The following is an 18,334-nucleotide window of genomic DNA, read 5'->3' as shown; positions in this document are numbered from 1 at the left end:
GTATAAGGGATATCGGCAGATTGGTGCAAAGACATTAGAATTCCGACCATTCATCGGTGCCGCCGACAGCTTTTGGCTTTGTAATCGCCGATTTGTCGCGCTTCGGCAAACGCGCCACATTCTTCGGCCGGCTCGCCGTTTCCCGCCGCTCAACCTGTCCCACCTGTCTCTGTCCGCCGCTTGCCGCATTTCCCGCGAGACGGAATATCCCAACCGCCTGCGACAGATTCCCCGCCTGCTCTTCCATGCTCTCGGCGGCCGCTGCGGCCTGTTCCACCAGCGCCGCATTCTGCTGCGTCACCTCATCCATCTGCGTGATCGCCTGATTCACCTGCTCGATACCGGTGCTCTGCTCCTGGGAGGCCGCCGTGATCTCGGCCATGATGTCCGTCACCCGCTTCACCGAGCTCACAATCTCTTCCATCGTCTTGCCGGCTTCGTCGACCAGCTTGGTGCCCGCGCCGACCTTCTCGACGGAGTCCCCAATGAGCTCCTTGATCTCCTTGGCCGCCGCCGCGCTGCGCTGGGCGAGGTTGCGCACTTCGGTGGCCACGACCGCAAAGCCGCGGCCCTGTTCGCCCGCCCGGGCCGCTTCGACCGCCGCGTTCAGCGCCAGGATATTGGTCTGGAAGGCGATGCCGTCGATGACGCTGATGATGTCGACGATCTTCTTCGAGCTCTCGTTGATCGAGCTCATGGTGGTCACGACCTGACCGACCACGTCACCGCCGCGCACGGCGACATCCGAGGCCCCGGCGGCCAGCTGATTGGCTTGGCGGGCGTTCTCGGCGTTCTGCTTCACGGTACCGGTCAACTCCACCATCGAGGCGGCTGTTTTTTCAAGGCTGGATGCCTGCTGCTCGGTCCTGCCTGAAAGATCAGTATTCCCAGCGGCAATTTCCTTGGAGGCGAGCGCAATCGACTCGGTGGATTCTTTGATGCTCGATACGATCTCCGTGAGACGGTCGACGGTCAGGTTGGCATCATCCTTCAATTGTCCGAAGGTACCTTTGTAGTCGTTGGTAATTTTTTCCGTGAGGTCACCTTTGGCCAGCGCGCCAAGTACTCGCACCACTTCGTGCAGGCCCACCGAGCTGGTTTGCATCAGCGTATTGATTCCCAATGCCAGTGATTGCAGAAATCCTTCCTTGCCATCGACCGCAATGCGCTTGCTGAAGTCTCCCCCGTTGGCAGCCTCTACCAACGCTTCAACTTCGGCTTGTGCGGCAACATCGGCCGTGCGCTCCACCCATTCCACCGCTGTGCCCTGGCGCTGGTTGTTCTCATCAATCACCGGCAATGTCGTCAATTGAAAACTGTGGTTGCCCAGATTCATCGAGGATTTGTGCGTCTGCGTGAGCCCGGCCAACATTTTGTGAAAGCCCGGTTGCTTGTGAAACTGGTCCACGCTGGAGCCGATCACTGTGGCGACGTTGAAGTTCGGTAGATCCTTGCGGATATCCACCTCGTCCTCGCGAAACATCTGCCTTATCGCTTCGTTCATGTAGATAATATTGCCGGCTACGTCGGCAATCATTACGCAGGACGTGACGCGATCCAGGGCGTTCTTGACGCGCAGCATTTCGGCCGCGGTCTTGGCGTCCCCGTCAATGCGCGCCTTCAGATCGTGCTGCATCCTGGCCATGGAGGCCATGAGGCTTGTCGTATCGCCACGTCGCACGGGAATTTCCGAGGAAAAATTGCCGCCGGCCACGCGATTCGCCACGGCGGTGGCGGCCGCCGGTTCGCCGCCGAGTTGCCTGGTGATCGAACGTGTCAGCCAGACGATGATCGACAATCCTGCAAGTAGCGCCGCAAGCCCAAGACCGAAGCTCAACCAGACCGCACGCTGTGCTGCCGCGATGATAGTGGTTTGCTCACTCTTCACCTGCGCGGATTTCGCCTTGATCAACTCCAGCAGGCGACCTTTCATCTCTCGCCACGACGGGGTTTCTTTCTCGTTCAGCAATTGCATCGCCATGGATTTGTCGGACTTTGCGGCCTGCGCAATTGACTGCTGCAATGGTTGCTGCGCAGCTCGCATCCTGGCAATTTCTTCGAGCACCTTCAATGTTTGCGGCTCGTTTTTTGCCAACGCAAGGCCGCGGTCAAGCGCCTTTTGGAACTCCACTCCCGCGTCGTCAAGATTCTTGTACGCGGCCTTGGTTCCTGGGTCGAGAACGATGTTGCGCACGGCTTGGCCCATTTGCAGGCCCTGTGCATACATCCATGAAATCGATTGGGATAACGCGTCATCTTGCTCGATGAACTGTTCAAATCGGGTGCTTACCCGACTTAGCCCGTTGACCGCCAAGGCAATTGCAGCAACGAACAGCGCAAACGCGAGCCCTAGTGACAACAGCATCTTCCATCGCAACGTCAGCTTGTGTAGCATCGTGGCACCTTCAAAGGTTTTTTCAAGAATTGTGGTGGTCGGGCATCAGCTAACTTCGCACCTGGGTTTGCCTTAACCGCGCTACGGTCGCTGCTGGTTTCACCATCGCCGGACGCCCCGCCTGCTGGGTCAGCTTGAAGATCGACACCGCCTGCGACAGATTCCCCGCCTGCTCTTCCATGCTCTCCGCCGCCGCCGCCGCCTGTTCCACCAGCGCCGCATTCTGCTGTGTGACTTCATCCATCTGCGTGATCGCCTGGTTCACCTGCTCGATACCGGTGCTCTGCTCCTGGCTCGCTGCCGTGATCTCGGCCATGATGTCCGTCACCCGCTTGACCGAGCTCACGATCTCTTCCATCGTCTTGCCGGCTTCGTCCACCAGCTTGGTGCCCGCGCCAACCTTCTCGACAGAATCCCCAATGAGCTCCTTGATCTCCTTGGCCGCCGCCGCACTGCGCTGGGCCAGATTGCGTACTTCGGTGGCGACCACCGCAAAGCCGCGACCCTGCTCGCCGGCCCGGGCGGCTTCCACCGCCGCGTTCAAGGCCAGGATGTTGGTCTGGAAGGCGATGCCGTCGATGACGCTGATGATGTCGACGATCTTCTTCGAGCTCTCGTTGATCGAGCTCATGGTGGTCACGACCTGACCGACCACGTCACCGCCGCGCACGGCGACATCCGAGGCCCCGGCGGCCAGCTGATTGGCTTGGCGGGCGTTCTCGGCGTTCTGTTTCACGGTCGAGGTCAGCTCTTCCATGGACGACGCGGTTTCTTCGAGGCTGGAGGCCTGTTCTTCGGTGCGCGAAGACAGGTCGGTGTTGCCCAGGGCAATTTCCTTGGAAGCGACTGAGATGGATTCGGTAGATTCCTTGATGCTGGAGACGATTTCGGCGAGGCGGTCGACGGTCGTATTCGCATCACTTTTCATAACGCCCCAGGTGCCTTTGTATTCGCCGCTGATCTTTTCGGTCAGGTCACCCTTGGCCAGTGCGGCGAGCACACGTACTACGTCATTCAGGCCGACCTCGCTGGTATCCATCAATGCGTTAATGCCTTCTGCCAGCCCCTTTAAGTAGCCTTCCTTGCCTTCAACGACAATGCGTTTGCTGAAGTCGCCGTCGTTGGCGGCCCGCACCAGACCCTGGACTTCACCTTGTGCGGCGATATCGGCGGTGCGTTCGGTCCACTCCACAGCCGTGCCCTGGCGCTGGTTGTTCTCGTCAATTACCGGCACGGTGGTCAAGTTGAAGCTGTGGTTACCGAGAATCATCGACGACTTGTGCGTCTGCGTCAGCCGGGCGAGCAATTTGTGCATTCCCGGTTGCTTGTGGAATTGATCCACACTGAATCCGAGCACCGTGTTGACGCTGAAATTCGGCAAGTCCTTGCGGATGTCGGCTTCGTCGTCGCGAAACATCTGCTTCACGGCTTCGTTCATGTAGATGATCTTGCCGTCTACGTCGGCGATCATCACGCAGGAAGTGACGCGATCCAGGGCGTTCTTGACGCGTAGCATCTCGCTGGCAGTCTTGGCATCCGTGTCATTGCGCTCAATCAGGTGGGATTGCATCTTTGCCATGGACGCCATCAGGCTCGAGGTGTCACCTCGTTTTACAGAAATTGTTGTGGTTAGATCACCCGCCGCAATGCGGTTGGCCATTTCCGTTGCCTCGGCTGGTTCTCCTCCCAGTGGCTTGGCAACATTGCGGCGTATGAGCAGAAATATTGCGCCGAGCAAGGGCAGGCTCAGGCTAAAGGCCAGAATGGAAATCTGCCAGGTGAAACTCTGCAGTTCGGCCTGTGTCTTTTTCAGGCTGACGCGCATGCTGACCCCGCCAATGACTTCGCCGTCCTTGACCTGGTGGCATAGTAGGCAATCCTTGCCCAGAAAATTGCGCGATGCACGCACGGGGAAAATGGCGTTCAGGTGACTTTGATCTTCCGCGACCTTGAAAACCGTCCGCCCACTTTCCATGGCGTTTTTTTCTTCCGGCGTGGGTGCGCTGTCCGCCGTGCCGGGGCCGAATTGGGCGACGATGGGAGCGTGGCGGAATACGCGAATGTCGTTGACATCATTTGAATTGCGTATCTGGTCCAGGAATACGCCTCGTTGCTGTACAACACCGGTAATCATCATTGCGGTAACGGTCGAAAGCGTCATCTGATTGACGCTTTCGGCAAAATTCTGTGCTTGCGCAATGGAACTATCGCGCCTCGCGGTATAGGTAAGATAGATCATGACCGACCACACCACGGCCAGTATCAGCGCAATAGATGCCAACAGGCGCGCCCACAGTGGCATTGCATTGAAACGTCTGCGTGGCAAGGCGCCCGCGATATTGGTCTTTGGGGTGTGAATTGTTTGTGTCATGACATGTATCCGTTTTTCCGGTCTCTGTTCGCGCCTCAATTCCGACATTCCAACCGCTGAAAAAGTCGGCCGTCCGATGTAGGGTGGGCGCGCTGCGCTTTGCGCGTCCTACATTTGCCCTATTTCCCGTCATTCCCGCTACGACCAAAGGAAGTCCCGAGGGACGCGGGAATGACGGATCGTTGTTTTGCTGCTTGCGCTAAAACTCATTCCATTCCGTATCCCCGCCGCCTGCCGCTTTTACACTCTTTGGCTTGGCCGGTGCGTGATGCGCAAGCTGTGCCGGCTTGCGGTGGTTCGACAGATTCGCCACCTTCGCCGCAGCCGGCTTCACCATCGCCGGACGCCCCGCCTGCTGGGTCAGCTTGAAGATCGACACCGCCTGCGACAGATTCCCCGCCTGCTCTTCCATGCTCTCGGCCGCCGCCGCTGCCTGTTCCACCAGCGCCGCATTCTGCTGCGTCACCTCATCCATCTGCGTGATCGCCTGGTTCACCTGCTCAATCCCGGTGCTCTGCTCCTGGCTGGCCGCCGTGATCTCGGCCATGATGTCCGTCACCCGCTTCACCGAGCTCACAATCTCTTCCATCGTCTTGCCGGCTTCGTCGACCAGCTTGGTGCCGGCGCCGACCTTCTCGACGGAGTCCCCAATGAGCTCCTTGATCTCCTTGGCCGCCGCCGCACTGCGCTGGGCGAGGTTTCTGACTTCGGTGGCCACCACCGCAAAACCGCGACCCTGTTCCCCGGCCCGGGCGGCTTCGACCGCCGCATTCAGTGCCAGGATATTGGTCTGGAAGGCGATGCCATCGATGACGCTGATGATGTCGACGATCTTCTTCGAGCTCTCGTTGATCGAGCTCATGGTGGTCACGACCTGACCGACCACGTCACCGCCGCGCACGGCGACATCCGAGGCCCCAGCCGCCAGCTGATTGGCCTGTCTCGCGTTCTCGGCGTTCTGTTTCACGGTCGAGGTCAGCTCTTCCATGGACGACGCGGTTTCCTCGAGGCTGGAGGCCTGTTCTTCGGTGCGCGAAGACAGGTCGGTGTTGCCTGAGGCGATTTCCTTCGAGGCGACGTTGATCGATTCGGTCGACTCCTTGATCTGGCTGACGATCTCGGTCAGGCGGTCAACGGTGGCGTTGGCGTCGTCTTTCATCTGTCCCCAAGTACCTTTGTGTTCCCCGGTTATCTTCTCGGTAAGGTCGCCTTTGGCCAACGCCCCCAGCACGCGAACCACGTCTTTCAGGCCCACTTGGCTGGTATCCATCAGCCCATTGATGCCCACGGCCAATGCCTTGAGAAAACCTTCTTTGCTCTCGACGGCGATGCGTTTGCTGAAGTCGCCGTCATTGGCGGCCCGCACCAGTTCCTCGACTTCAGACTGTGCAGCCATGTCCGCCGTGCGCTCGGTCCATTCAACGGCCGTTCCCTGACGCTGGCTGTTCTCGTCAATCACGGGTACCGTGGTCAGCGTAAAGCTGTGTTTGCCGATACTCATCGGTGACGTATGCGCCTGCGTCAGCCCGGCCAGCATCTTGTGCATCCCGGGCTTTTTGTGAAACTGGTCGACGCTAGTGCCAATTACGGTTGTGACGCTGAAGCCGGGCAGCTCCATGCGTATGTCTGCCTCATCCTCGCGAAACATCTTCTTGATCGCATCATTCATGTAGATGATCTTGCCGCTTACGTCGGCGATCATCACGCAGGAGGTGACGCGGTCCAGCGCGTTCTTGATGCGCACCATCTCGGCGGCGATCCTGGCGTCTGCCTCGGTACGTTCAAGCAACTGGGTCTGCATCGTCTTTAGCGACAACAGCAACTTGCCTGTTTCGTCGCGGGAAGTGACCGTAATCTGACTATTCAGCTTGCCTTCGGCAATTGCATCCGCCACGCCGACAGCCTGCGCCAGCGGTCGCGTGATCAGGCGGTTCATGAAGTACGTCAGTCCTGCTGAAACAACTAACGCTAACAACACGAGTGCCAATATGCTTGCGATCGCCCTGCTGGATGCGCTTGCGGCGTCGCCATAGCTCGCCTCGGCAAGCTTCGTTTGTAACTCGATCAGCTGTGTGAACTCTTTGTGAAGCTCGACAAAAGTGCTGTCCGCGGTCTGCATGGCGCTCATGCCGGTGTTGATGTCAACCGTACTAAGGTCGATCGCCATGTCGATCTGCTGCTTGTACTTCAGCAGTTTTTTCAATACTCCATCGATCAGCTTGCGCTCGCCATCGCTGATTTCAGGTCGCTTGCCGGCCTCGGAGACCTTCAATACGACCGAATTGAGACGGCTTGCCTGCTCGTCGACAATCTGCTTTATTTTGTCTTCCTTGAGATTGGCAATCCAGGTGAAGAGACGATAGGTGTTGGTATGCACCTCGGACAGGGACTGGGCGGATGCCGCTGCAAACCGGTAGTTCGCAAATCGCTGGTGATACATGTCGCCCAACGCGGCTTGCTGACTGGCGATCACGCCGTACGCGATGGTCCCGACCAGCGCCAAAAACAGAATGGCGACGCCAGGGGCCATCACGATCTTCTGCCATATCTTCATGTGCCCTCCTCAAAGTGGAATTGCGTGAAGCAGTCGAAACCCACTTGAAGTGGCGAGTTCCAATCAGTCGTGCTTACTTGTAAATGCCACCGCACACAACCGTCTCCTCAAGGCGCTCGCAGTACATGGCCTTCTTTTCGACTGCCTTGGTGGTGGGATTGGTAAATTTATAGTCTTGCCAGAAACTCCCCTTCGCTTTGGCCAACTCGACCCGTTCGCGCACGAACTCCTTGCCGTCGATATCCTTAAGGTCGATCAACACTTTTCCGACCATCTTTTCGTTCGCGCCGTGCGCCCAGACCTTGCCGTCCAGACCATAAACGACCAGATAAAGATCGCGATCCGTGAATTGGCCTTTCTTGTTGACGATTTCGGCATAGCCTTTGTCCTTGCCGTTGGCCTTGATGTAGGCCGTGCCCTTTTTTACCATTGCCTCGGCTTCTTTGGCCGTGGCGCCACTGGCGGCAATTGCGCTATGCATGCTTGCGAGGCCAAGCATGGCAGCAAGAAAGTACGGGATTGTTGGGTTACGTTTCATGGGTATTCTCCTAAATTGTGAAACATCAATAGAAGCGAAAATGGCGGCTGTGATGCTATTTCGGCATGAAGGCCGCAATGCTTAATTGTTTTGCGTCGATATTCGAGACAGTTTTGCGGTGCTATTGCGCTTTCCACTATTAGTGACAAACAGTATTCCCGTTCGCCCTGAGGTATCGAAGGGTGAAAGGGCTTCGATACCTCAGCCCGAACGGTGTATTGATTTATGGAAACCTCAATAACAACGCCGAAGGTTACGGTTTCATCGTCTCGCCGCCACTGGCAATCGGGCCACGTTATTCGCGCGGTCGGGTCCTCGGCGCTCACTTTGCGAAAGCTTGAATACGCCTACCGCCTGCGCGAGATTTCCTGCCTGCTCTTCCATGCTTTCGGCTGCGGCGGCGGCTTGTTCGACCAACGCGGCATTCTGCTGCGTGGCTTCGTCCATTTGCGTGATCGCCTGGTTGACCTGCTCGATACCGGCGCTCTGCTCACGGGACGCTGCCGTGATCTCGGCCATGATGTCCGTCACGCGTTTTACCGAGGCGACAATTTCTTCCATCGTCTTGCCCGCTTCGCCCACAAGTTTGGTGCCCGCGCTGACTTTCTCGACGGAGTCCCCAATTAGCTCCTTGATTTCTTTCGCCGCGGTTGCACTCCTTTGCGCAAGCGTTCTGACTTCGGTGGCGACCACCGCAAAGCCGCGGCCCTGTTCGCCTGCGCGGGCCGCTTCCACGGCTGCGTTCAGCGCAAGGATGTTGGTCTGGAACGCGATACCGTCGATGACGCTGATGATGTCGACGATCTTCTTCGAGCTCTCATTGATCGAACTCATCGTGGTCACGACCTGCCGACGACGACGCCGCCTTTGACCGCCACGCCGGATGCGCCGGCCGCGAGTTGATTTGCCTGTTTTGCGTTCTCGGCATTTTGTTTTACGGTGGACGTCAGCTCCGACATGCTGGAGGCAGTTTTCTCCAGACTTGCGGCCTGGCTTTCCGTGCGGCTGGAGAGATCGGTATTGCCCGATGCGATTTCCTTTGATGCGACACTGATCGATTCGGTCGATTCCTTGATGCTGCCCACAATCTCCGTCAATTTATCCACAACCGAATTGGCATCTTCCTTCAGCCGCGCGAACGCTCCCTGATATTCATTGGTGATCTTCTCCGTCAAGTCGCCTTTCGCCAGCGCTTCCAGCAAGCGCGCGACTTCGTTCAGGCCGACTTCGCTCGTTTGCGTCACGGTATTGATCCCCTCGGCCAGTTGCCGGAAGAATCCGTCCTTACCATCAAGCGCGATGCGTTTGGTGAAATCGCCTTCGCTGGCCGCCTTCACGATTCCGCCTACTTCCTTTTCCACGACGATTTCAGCGGTACGATCCAGCCACTGGGTCACACAGCCGAGATCTTGCCCTCTCTCATTTTTCACGGGGCTGACGGTAATGCGGAGGTCGTGACCGGCAACTGACACATTCAATACCTTCGTTTCCTTCACCTCTTCAGTCGCCAGAAGCGTCGCGGCATCGCTGCCGAAATGCGGTGACAGGCGTGTGCCGAGCATTTTCTCCACGGCGAATTCCGGATTGCTGCGGCGGATCTCCGGGGCCATCGCCTGCCACAGCGCTTCAGCCGCGGCGTTCATATAGATTAGGCGGTTGTGTTCATTGGCGACCGTCAATGGCACTGTGACCTGTCCGAGCGCATAACGGACGCGGGCCATTTCGTCCGCGTTCCGCCTGATTTCGGAAACCTCGTAGCCGAGGCGGTCCTGTATCGTCTCCAAGCCCTGCAGTACCTTGCCTATCTCGTCGTTGCGGCTGAGATCGAGTTGATTGTCGTATCGGCCTTCAGAAAGATGGCGGACAGCCGGCTGTACCTGCAATCGAAGAGGATTGCGGATCAGGACCCGCACCAACCAATAGACCAGGCCAACGAGTGCGGCCACCACAAAGGCTGCCGCGGCCCAGAGGAACTGCAGCATCAGGCGCGCGGCAGCTTCAAATTCGTCAATATATGTCCCGCCGCCTATCAGCCATTGCCAGTCAGTAAAGGTATCGAAGACGACAACTTTGGTTCTTGCGGCGGTATCACCCAGCTCGGTGTTGGCCCACGGGTAGCGGATCGTGCCTTGCTTCTTCTCCAGCATTTCGCGAATGAATTCGCGACCGCCTGCATCCTTTGCCGTCAGGATATTCTGGCCCTGCTTGGCCGGGTGAACGACCAGATTTCCGAAGTCCTTGCCGGGCTTGCTGTCGAGGATATAGAAGTAGCCGGTCGTACCGGCCTTGACCTGCTTGATCTTTTCCCGCAGTGAGACGATTTCGGCGGAAACGTCGAGGCCAACGAAGCTTGCACCGATGACCTTGCCCTCCGTGTCCTTGATTGCGGTGTAGCTGGTGTAGTAGTCCTTGCCAAACAGCACGGCTTTGCCGATGAAGCGCTCGCCTGCCATCAATCGCTTGTATCCGGGATGATCCGCGGTCAGGAATGTGCCGATGGCGCGTGAGCCATCTTCCTTCTTGACGGATGTGGTTACCCTGACGAATTGATCGCCCGTGCGCGCGAAGAGCGTGGCCACGGCACCCGTGACGCGCGTGAATCGATCGACATCGTCGTAACGTTGATTGACCGGTGTGCCGCCGTGCTTGAGCAAAGGCAGTTCGGCGGTGCCGTCCAATGAAAGCGGTTCGGGGTAATTGGCCGCGAATATATCGTTGAGTCGGCCCACTTCCTTATCCAGTGCGCCCGCGCGTACTTCAACCATGTTACGAATCAGTTTCAGGTTTTGCTGCAATTCTGTCAAACCCTGCGCGGCGAGCACGCCAGACATGTGATGTCCCAGGGCGATGGCGGTCGCGCCCATGATCAACGCCGCGCTAACCGTGCATGCCAGGCCCAATTTCGTCGCCACCGACACGTCGGCGAATTTCCTCTTCAGGCGCGCATACAAGCCGGTCGACACTACCCATCCATCCTTGATGGCGAGACCCTTCGCCTGGTTTTCCCTAAACTGCCGATAGGCTTCTTCGGCAAGCGTCACCTTTTCCCTGGCGCCTTGCGTCGCGCGGACAAATAGCCGGTCACTTTGTTGTCGTCCCACATCGGCGTTGCGTGCGCTTCGACCCAGTAGTAGTCGCCGTTCTTGCATCGGTTCTTGACATAACCCTTCCATGGGCGCCCGGCTTTCAGGGTGTCCCAGAGATCCTGGAATGCTTCCGGCGGCATGTCGGGATGGCGCACAATGTTGTGCGCGGAGCCCATAAGTTCCGACTCAGTGAAGCCGCTGATCTCAAGGAAATCCTTGTTGACATACGTGATCCTCCCCTTGAGGTCAGTGATCGAGACAATTAGCGTATCGTCGCCCAACTGAATTTCTGTCTGTGTGACGGGAAGATTTTTTCTCATGATGCGATTGCCTCGGGTAAATGTGCGCTGTTCACTAAGTGTTGCATTGTCAAAATTCGGTCCATTCCGCGCCGCCGCTTGCCGCGCGCGATTTTGCAATTGTTCTTGGTGGTGCTTTCGCAGTCGTTTTGACCTGCTGTTGCCGCAGCCGCGCGACGCTTGACGCGGGTTGAGTTCCGCGCGGTGATGCCGCTTTCTCCTGCGTGCGATTCGCAGCCGACTTTGCCACCACGCCTTGCATCGCGTGGAGCTTCTCGATCGTTTTCCTCGATTCGGCCTCGAATGCCGTATCAAGCATTTGCTGCGCGGCGTCCGGCTCACCGGCCTGCGTCAGCCTTGTCACCTCTCCCGCGCAACGATGAAATCCGGCGTGAGTGGAGCGCAGCGTTTCGTATTCCGAATGCCTGGCGAATATTTTGCCAGGGCCATACATCCACGTACCCAAGGCGCAGCGGTTGTCGCTGGAAACGGCAGCAGCGTCGAGTTGCTCGCCCTTGCCGTCGATGCAGTCATGCAACCGGTGCTTCCATTCAATGTGCGCGCGCGCCGCTTTGTCGAAGTCGAAATCAGCACCTAGCACCGTCGACGTGCGATCCAGCCGGAATACACGTACCGCAACGGTAAGATTCCCCGCCTGCTCTTCCATGCTCTCCGCTGCTGCCGCCGCCTGCTCGACCAACGCCGCATTCTGTTGTGTGACTTCATCCATCTGCGTGATCGCCTGGTTCACCTGCTCGATACCGGTGCTCTGCTCCTGGGAGGCCGCCGTGATCTCGGTCATGATGTCGGTCACGCGCTTCACCGCCGCAACGATTTCCTGCATGGTCTTGCCTGCTTCGTCGACCAGTTTGGTGCCCGCGCCAACCTTTTCGACTGAATCACCGATCAGTTCCTTTATCTCTTTGGCGGCTGCCGCACTGCGTTGCGCGAGGTTGCGTACTTCCGAAGCAACCACTGCAAACCCACGTCCCTGCTCGCCGGCACGGGCGGCTTCGACCGCGGCATTGAGGGCCAGGATGTTGGTCTGGAAGGCGATGCCATCGATGACGCTGATGATGTCGACGATCTTCTTCGAGCTCTCGTTGATCGAGCTCATGGTGGTCACGACTTCGCCAACCACTTTGCCACCGCGCACCGCGACATCGGATGCACCGGCGGCGAGCTGATTGGCCTGTTTTGCGCTCTCCGCGTTCTGCTTCACCGTGCTGGTGAGTTCTTCCATTGACGACGCGGTTTCTTCGAGACTGGAGGCTTGCTCTTCCGTGCGGCTGGACAAGTCATTGTTGCCGGAAGCGATTTCCTTGGAGGCCACGCTGATCGATTCGGTGGATTCATTGATCAAGGTGATGATTTCGGTCAGCTTATCGACCGTGGTATTGGCGTCGTCCTTCATCCGGCCCCAGGTGCCTTTGTAGTCGCCGTCGATCTTCTCGGTCAGATCGCCCTTGGCCAACGCACCCAATACCCTTACCACGTCGGCCAAGCCAACGGTGCTGGTTTGCATCAAAGCGTTGATGCCTTCGGCAAGTACTTTGAGAAAGCCGTCCTTGCCGTCGACCTTGACTCGTTTGCTGAAATCACCTTCGTTTGCTGCTTGCACCAGCCCTTCAACTTCGGCCTGCGCCGCGACATCCGCGGTGCGCTCAGTCCATTCCACGGCCGTACCCTGACGCTGATTGTTCATGTCGATCACCGGCACCGTAGTCAGGTTGAAGCTGTGATTGCCGAGGATCATCGACGATCGGTGCGGCTGCGTCAGCCGCGCCAGCATTTTGTGCATTCCCGGTTGCTTGTGGAATTGATCGACGCTAAACCCGAGCACAGTATCAACGCTGAAATTCGGAAGATCCTTGCGAATGTCGGCTTCGTCGTCGCGAAACATCTGCCTCACGGCTTCGTTCATGTAGATAATCTTGCCGTCTACGTCGGCGATCATCACGCAGGAGGTGACGCGATCGAGAGCATTCTTGACGCGTAGCATCTCGGCTGGCGGCCTTGGCGTCCGTGTCGTTTCGCTCGATCAGGTGGGATTGCATCTTTGCCATGGATGCCATCAAACTTGTGGTATCACCGCGCTTGACGGCAATTTTTGTTGAGAGATCGCCTTCCGCAATCCGGTTTGCCATTTCCGTTGCCTCAGCTGGCTCGCCGCCCAGTGGTTTGGCGACATTGCGGCGTATGAGCAGAAATATCGCGCCGAGCAGGGGCAGGCTCAGGCCAAAGGCCAAGAGGGAAATCTGCCAGGTGAAATTCTGTAGTTCAGCCTGCGTCTTTTTCAGGCTGACTCGCATGCTGACCCCGCCAATGACTTCGCCGTCCTTGACCTGATGGCACAGCAAGCAGTCCTTTCCCAAGTAGTTGCGCGACGCGCGCACGGGAAAGATAGCGTTCAGGTGACTTTGATCCTCCGCAACCTTGAACACTGGTTGCCCTTTTTCCATGGCGGCCTTTTCTTCCGGGGTGGGCACGCTGTCCGCTGTGCCGGGACCGAATTGGGCGACGATCGGAGGTGTATGGCGGAATACGCGTATGTCGTTCACGTCATTTGAATTGCGTATCTGGTCCAGGAATACGCTCCGTTGCTGGACGACACCAGTGAGCATCATCGCGGTGACCGTTGAAAGCGTCATCTGATTCACACTTTCGGCAAAGTTCTTTGCCTGCGCAATGGAGCTGTCGCGCCGGGCGGTGTGGTGCCGATAGATCATGCCGGACCCGCAGCGACGACCAGTATCAGTGCGATCGATGCCAGCAGGCGCTGCCCGCAATGGCATTGCGCCAAAGCCTTTGCGTGGCGTGGCTACCGCGACATTGTTGCAATAGGGGGTGTGAATTGTTTGTGTCATCGGCATGTATCCGTTCTTCCGGTCACTGTTCGCGCCCAAAATCCATCATTCCAACCGCTGAATAAATCGGCGCACCCGATCTTGGGTGGGCACGCTGCGCTTTGCCCACCCTACAGTTGCTTCACATTCCGTCATTCCTGCGGCACCTCAGGACTTCCCGTTGGTCGCGGCGGGAATGACGGATGCCTATGTGTTGTCTTCCCTAAAACTCATTCCATTCCGAATCCCCGCCCGCCGCCTTTGCCGCCTGGGGTTTTGCCGCCGCGTGATGCGCAAGCTGTGCCGGCTTGCGGTGGTTCGACAGATTCGCCACCTTCGCCGGTGCCGGCTTCTCCATCGCCGGACGCCCCGCCTGCTGGGTCAGCTTGAAGATCGACACCGCCTGCGACAGATTCCCCGCCTGCTCTTCCATGCTCTCGGCTGCCGCCGCCGCCTGTTCCACCAGCGCCGCATTCTGCTGTGTGACTTCATCCATCTGCGTGATCGCCTGGTTTACCTGCTCGATGCCGGTGCTCTGCTCCTGGCTGGCCGCGGTGATCTCGGCCATGATGTCCGTCACCCGCTTCACCGAGCTCACGATCTCTTCCATCGTCTTGCCGGCTTCGTCCACCAGCTTGGTGCCCGCGCCAACCTTCTCGACCGAGTCGCCAATGAGCTCCTGGATCTCCTTGGCCGCCGCCGCACTGCGCTGGGCCAGATTGCGTACTTCGGTGGCGACCACCGCAAAGCCGCGACCCTGCTCGCCGGCCCGGGCGGCTTCGACCGCTGCGTTGAGTGCCAGGATGTTGGTCTGGAAGGCGATGCCGTCGATGACGCTGATGATGTCGACGATCTTCTTCGAGCTCTCGTTGATCGAGCTCATGGTGGTCACGACCTGACCGACCACGTCGCCGCCGCGCACGGCGACATCCGAGGCGCCGGCGGCGAGTTGATTGGCCTGTCTCGCGTTCTCGGCGTTCTGCTTCACGGTCGAGGTGAGTTCTTCCATGGACGACGCGGTTTCTTCGAGGCTGGAGGCCTGTTCTTCGGTGCGCGAAGACAAGTCGGTGTTGCCCTGGGCAATTTCCTTTGATGCCACATTGATAGACTCAGTCGAGTCTTTGATTTGCCTGATGATGTCACTTACCTTTTCCACGACCGTATTGGTATCGTCTCGCAGTTGGCGGAATGTTCCGTTCATGTCACGAGTGATGCTTACGGTGAGATCGCCGCGTGCCATCGATTCCAGTACTCGCATGCTTTCATTGAGCGGCGCAATTACCGCATCCAGCGTTGCGTTCACGCCTTCGACGACTTTCCTGAAGTCGCCTTGATGCTTGGTTATGTCGGCACGGGTTTCAAGTTTGCCGTCGACGGCGGCCTTGGCGAGCATGTTGGCGTCGGCGACCAGGGCGTTGATGGCGTCGATACAGACGTTGAGGTTGTTCTTGAGCGCGTTGAAGTCGCCGTTGTAGCTGTCGGTGATCTTGGCCGGTATCGCGCCTTTGGAGATCTGGTCGACGTAGCTTGCGGCCACGTTCAGCGGGCCGATCACGGCGTCCAGGGTTTGGTTCACGCCGGAAACGACGCGGTTGAATTCGCCTTTGTGTTTGCTGGCGTCGGCGCGCGTGGAAAGTTTGCCTGCAATGGCCGCCTCGGACAGCATCGCCGCATCGGCCCCTGGGCTTGCACGCTTTCCTGCATGGATTTCATGCTGGCAAGAATGCTGGTGGTATCGCCTGGCGTCAGTTCGAACTTTGGTGATAGTTCGCCAGCCGCGATTTGGTTGGCCAATGCAACTGCCGTTGCGGGCTCGCCGCCAAGTGCGGATATCAGCCTCCTGCTAATCCGAAGTGTTGCCAAAAGCAGACAGGCCAGTGCGAGGGCGAAGGCAATCAGGCAGACGGCTATTACGTACTTATCCAATTCCGCTGCATTCTGTTCAAGTTGCGTATTGTTTTTGTTGGCGATCGCGACTGACTCATCAATACCTTTGCGATGTACGTCATATTCGCGACTCAGTTCAACCAGCAGACTATCCATCCGTTTGATGTCGCCCGCCTGCGCGGCGGGTACAAAATCCGCGCCGAGTTTCTTGAAGTAGCGTTGGCCGGCGCCGTAGCTTCTTCGAAGAACGGTTTGTTTAGCGCTTGGTCAAGATTGGCTTGTTTCCAGTAGACATTGCGTTCATCAAAATCCTTTCTTAACGCATCAATTCGCTTGATCAGCGCATCCCTTTCGAATGCAGTTGTTGCGAATCGCAATTGGTGAACGACAAGATGAGTTTCGAGAATGTATTCCGGCGGGGGGAGGATGTCGGCCACCAAGTCCTTGCCTTGCACGATCTGCATATAGATCGGACCGTTGACCTTCATCTTGGATAAACCCCAGTAGGAAAATCCGCCGACGATTGTGAAACCCATGAAAATGACGGCGATGAGTGCGAGAAATTGATGTTTTAGTTTCATGATGTTTTGACCCCCGATCAATACAGCAAAGCCTGAATGCCGCGCCTCTCGGGCGCTGGCCTAAAACTCATTCCATTCCGAATCGCCACCGCCCGCTGCCTTCGCCGCCTTGGGTTTTGCCGCCGCGTGATGCGCAAGCTGTGCCGGCTTGCGGTGGTTCGACAGATTCGCCACCTTCGCCGGTGCGGATACTTTTGCCATCGCCGGACGCCCCGCCTGCTGGGTCAGCTTGAAGATCGACACCGCCTGCGACAGATTCCCCGCCTGCTCTTCCATGCTCTCCGCCGCCGCCGCCGCCTGCTCCACCAGCGCCGCGTTCTGCTGCGTGACCTCGTCCATCTGCGTGATCGCCTGGTTCACCTGCTCGATGCCGGTGCTCTGCTCCTGGGAAGCGGCCGTGATCTCGGCCATGATGTCCGTCACCCGCTTGACCGAAGAGACGATCTCCTCCATGGTCTTGCCGGCCTCATCGACCAGCTTGGTACCGGCACCGACCTTCTCGACGGAGTCCCCAATGAGCTCCTTGATCTCCTTGGCCGCCGCGCTGCGCTGGGCCAGATTGCGCACTTCGGTGGCGACCACCGCAAACCCGCGGCCCTGTTCCCCGGCACGCGCGGCTTCGACCGCCGCGTTCAGCGCCAGGATGTTGGTCTGGAAGGCGATGCCGTCGATGACGCTGATGATGTCGACGATCTTCTTCGAGCTCTCGTTGATCGAGCTCATGGTGGTCACCACCTGGCCGACCACATCGCCGCCGCGGACGGCGACATCCGACGCACCGGCGGCCAGTTGATTGGCTTGGCGGGCGTTCTCGGCGTTCTGCTTCACGGTGGAGGTCAATTCTTCCATGCTCGAGGCGGTTTCTTCCAGGCTGGAGGCCTGTTCTTCGGTGCGCGAAGACAGGTCGGTGTTGCCTGAGGCGATTTCCTTCGAGGCGACGTTGATCGATTCGGTCGACTCCTTGATCTGGCTGACGATCTCGGTCAGGCGGTCAACGGTTTGGTTGGCGTCTTCCTTGAGCTTCTGGAAGGTGCCGTGATAGTTGTCGGTGATCTTCTCGGTCAGGTCGCCACGGGAGAGGGCGCCGAGCACGCGCATGCCTTCGTTGAGCGGTCCGATCACGGCGTCCAGCGTGCCGTTGACGCCTTCGACGATCTTCCTGAAGTCGCCTTGATGTTTGGTGGCGTCGGCGCGGGTTTCGAGTTTGCCGTCGACGGCGGCCTTGGCGAGCATGTTGGCGTCGGCGACCAGCGCGTTGACGGCGTCGATGCAGACGTTGAGGTTGTTCTTGAGCGCGTTGAAGTCGCCGTTGTAGCTGTCGGTGATCTTGGCCGGGATCGCGCCTTTGGAGATCTGGTCGACGTAGCTCGCGGCCACGTTCAGCGGGCCAATCACGGCATCCAGCGTTGGTTCACGCCGGCGACCACGCGCTGGAAGTCGCCCTGATGTTTGCTGGCGTCGGCGCGTGTGGCGAGCTTTGCCGGCGACGGCCGCTTCTGAAAGCATCGCCGCGTCGCGTGACCAGCGCCTGGACGCTGGCTTGCATTACCTTCATGCTGGCAAGCAGGCTGGTCCTGTCACCCGGCGCGAAGTCAATTTTTGCCGACAGATCTCCAGCGGCCATCTTTTTCGCCACGTCATGTCCAATGCGAGGATCGCCCCGGAGTTGCCTGCAAATGCTGGCGGTTATCGAGCGGCTGACCGCAATCAGGATCAGGATTGCCGCGATCGAAATACCCCATGTGACGTTGCGCGATTGCCATGTTGTTCGGACGAC

9 protein-coding genes and 4 pseudogenes are annotated in these 18,334 nt (G+C 58.3%); all 13 read right to left on the bottom strand.

From position 1 onward, the window contains the following. Positions 1–34 precede the first annotated feature (34 nt). A complete protein-coding gene (locus tag IPP88_18605; protein ID MBL0124644.1) occupies positions 35–1,654 on the bottom strand; it encodes a chemotaxis protein in 1,620 nt (539 codons plus the stop codon). Between the two features lie 790 nt (positions 1,655–2,444). Continuing rightward, a pseudogene (locus tag IPP88_18600) lies at positions 2,445–3,314 on the bottom strand (methyl-accepting chemotaxis protein). 1,651 nt (positions 3,315–4,965) lie between these two features. Next, the gene (locus IPP88_18595; protein MBL0124643.1) at positions 4,966–7,320 is read right to left on the bottom strand and encodes a HAMP domain-containing protein; all 2,355 of its coding nucleotides are present in this window, start codon (positions 7,318–7,320) and stop codon (positions 4,966–4,968) included. A gap of 73 nt (positions 7,321–7,393) precedes the next feature. Continuing rightward, on the bottom strand, positions 7,394–7,858 hold the full coding sequence (locus IPP88_18590; GenBank protein MBL0124642.1) for a cache domain-containing protein: 465 nt from the start codon (positions 7,856–7,858) through the stop codon (positions 7,394–7,396). 261 nt (positions 7,859–8,119) lie between these two features. After that, positions 8,120–8,946 (bottom strand): annotated as a pseudogene (locus IPP88_18585) (hypothetical protein). A 672-nt stretch (positions 8,947–9,618) separates the two neighbouring features. Then, positions 9,619–9,840: pseudogene (locus tag IPP88_18580) on the bottom strand (hypothetical protein). Further along, a pseudogene (locus tag IPP88_18575) lies at positions 9,841–10,722 on the bottom strand (Cache 3/Cache 2 fusion domain-containing protein). Positions 10,723–10,895: 173 nt separating this feature from the next. Further along, positions 10,896–11,264 carry a PAS domain-containing protein gene (locus tag IPP88_18570; protein ID MBL0124641.1) on the bottom strand — a complete coding sequence of 123 codons (369 nt, stop codon included), beginning with the start codon at positions 11,262–11,264 and terminating at the stop codon, positions 10,896–10,898. A 49-nt stretch (positions 11,265–11,313) separates the two neighbouring features. Then, entirely contained in the window at positions 11,314–13,245 is a 1,932-nt protein-coding gene (locus IPP88_18565; protein MBL0124640.1) for a CZB domain-containing protein, read from the bottom strand. Between the two features lie 1,067 nt (positions 13,246–14,312). Then, a complete protein-coding gene (locus IPP88_18560) occupies positions 14,313–15,755 on the bottom strand; it encodes a hypothetical protein (protein MBL0124639.1) in 1,443 nt (480 codons plus the stop codon). 352 nt (positions 15,756–16,107) lie between these two features. Then, positions 16,108–16,557, bottom strand: a complete 450-nt coding sequence (locus tag IPP88_18555) for a hypothetical protein (protein MBL0124638.1) — start codon at positions 16,555–16,557, stop codon at positions 16,108–16,110. 60 nt (positions 16,558–16,617) lie between these two features. After that, positions 16,618–18,063: a hypothetical protein gene (locus tag IPP88_18550; GenBank protein ID MBL0124637.1), complete on the bottom strand. Its 1,446-nt coding sequence runs from the start codon at positions 18,061–18,063 to the stop codon at positions 16,618–16,620. Continuing rightward, positions 17,969–18,193, bottom strand: coding sequence for a hypothetical protein (locus tag IPP88_18545; GenBank protein MBL0124636.1), 225 nt, complete (start codon positions 18,191–18,193; stop codon positions 17,969–17,971). Before IPP88_18545 ends, IPP88_18550 begins: the two co-directional genes overlap by 95 nt. Positions 18,194–18,334: the final 141 nt, after the last annotated feature.

This window comes from Betaproteobacteria bacterium, assembly GCA_016720925.1.
Lineage (GTDB): Bacteria > Pseudomonadota > Gammaproteobacteria > Burkholderiales > Usitatibacteraceae > UKL13-2.
The sequence above is the reverse complement of the archived record's forward strand: the minus strand, read 5'-3'. Positions and strand labels throughout refer to the sequence as shown.

Excerpts from the sequence above, each read along its gene's own strand:
- IPP88_18570 (MBL0124641.1), bottom strand. The coding sequence starts at position 11,264 with ATGAGAAAAAATCTTCCCGTCACACAGACAGAAATTCAGTTGGGCGAC.
- IPP88_18605 (MBL0124644.1), bottom strand. The coding sequence starts at position 1,654 with ATGGCCTCCATGGCCAGGATGCAGCACGATCTGAAGGCGCGCATTGAC.
- IPP88_18555 (MBL0124638.1), bottom strand. The coding sequence starts at position 16,557 with ATGAAACTAAAACATCAATTTCTCGCACTCATCGCCGTCATTTTCATG.
- IPP88_18550 (MBL0124637.1), bottom strand. The coding sequence starts at position 18,063 with ATGCTTTCAGAAGCGGCCGTCGCCGGCAAAGCTCGCCACACGCGCCGA.
- IPP88_18595 (MBL0124643.1), bottom strand. The coding sequence starts at position 7,320 with ATGAAGATATGGCAGAAGATCGTGATGGCCCCTGGCGTCGCCATTCTG.
- IPP88_18565 (MBL0124640.1), bottom strand. The coding sequence starts at position 13,245 with ATGCTACGCGTCAAGAATGCTCTCGATCGCGTCACCTCCTGCGTGATG.
- IPP88_18590 (MBL0124642.1), bottom strand. The coding sequence starts at position 7,858 with ATGAAACGTAACCCAACAATCCCGTACTTTCTTGCTGCCATGCTTGGC.
- IPP88_18560 (MBL0124639.1), bottom strand. The coding sequence starts at position 15,755 with ATGCTGTCCGAGGCGGCCATTGCAGGCAAACTTTCCACGCGCGCCGAC.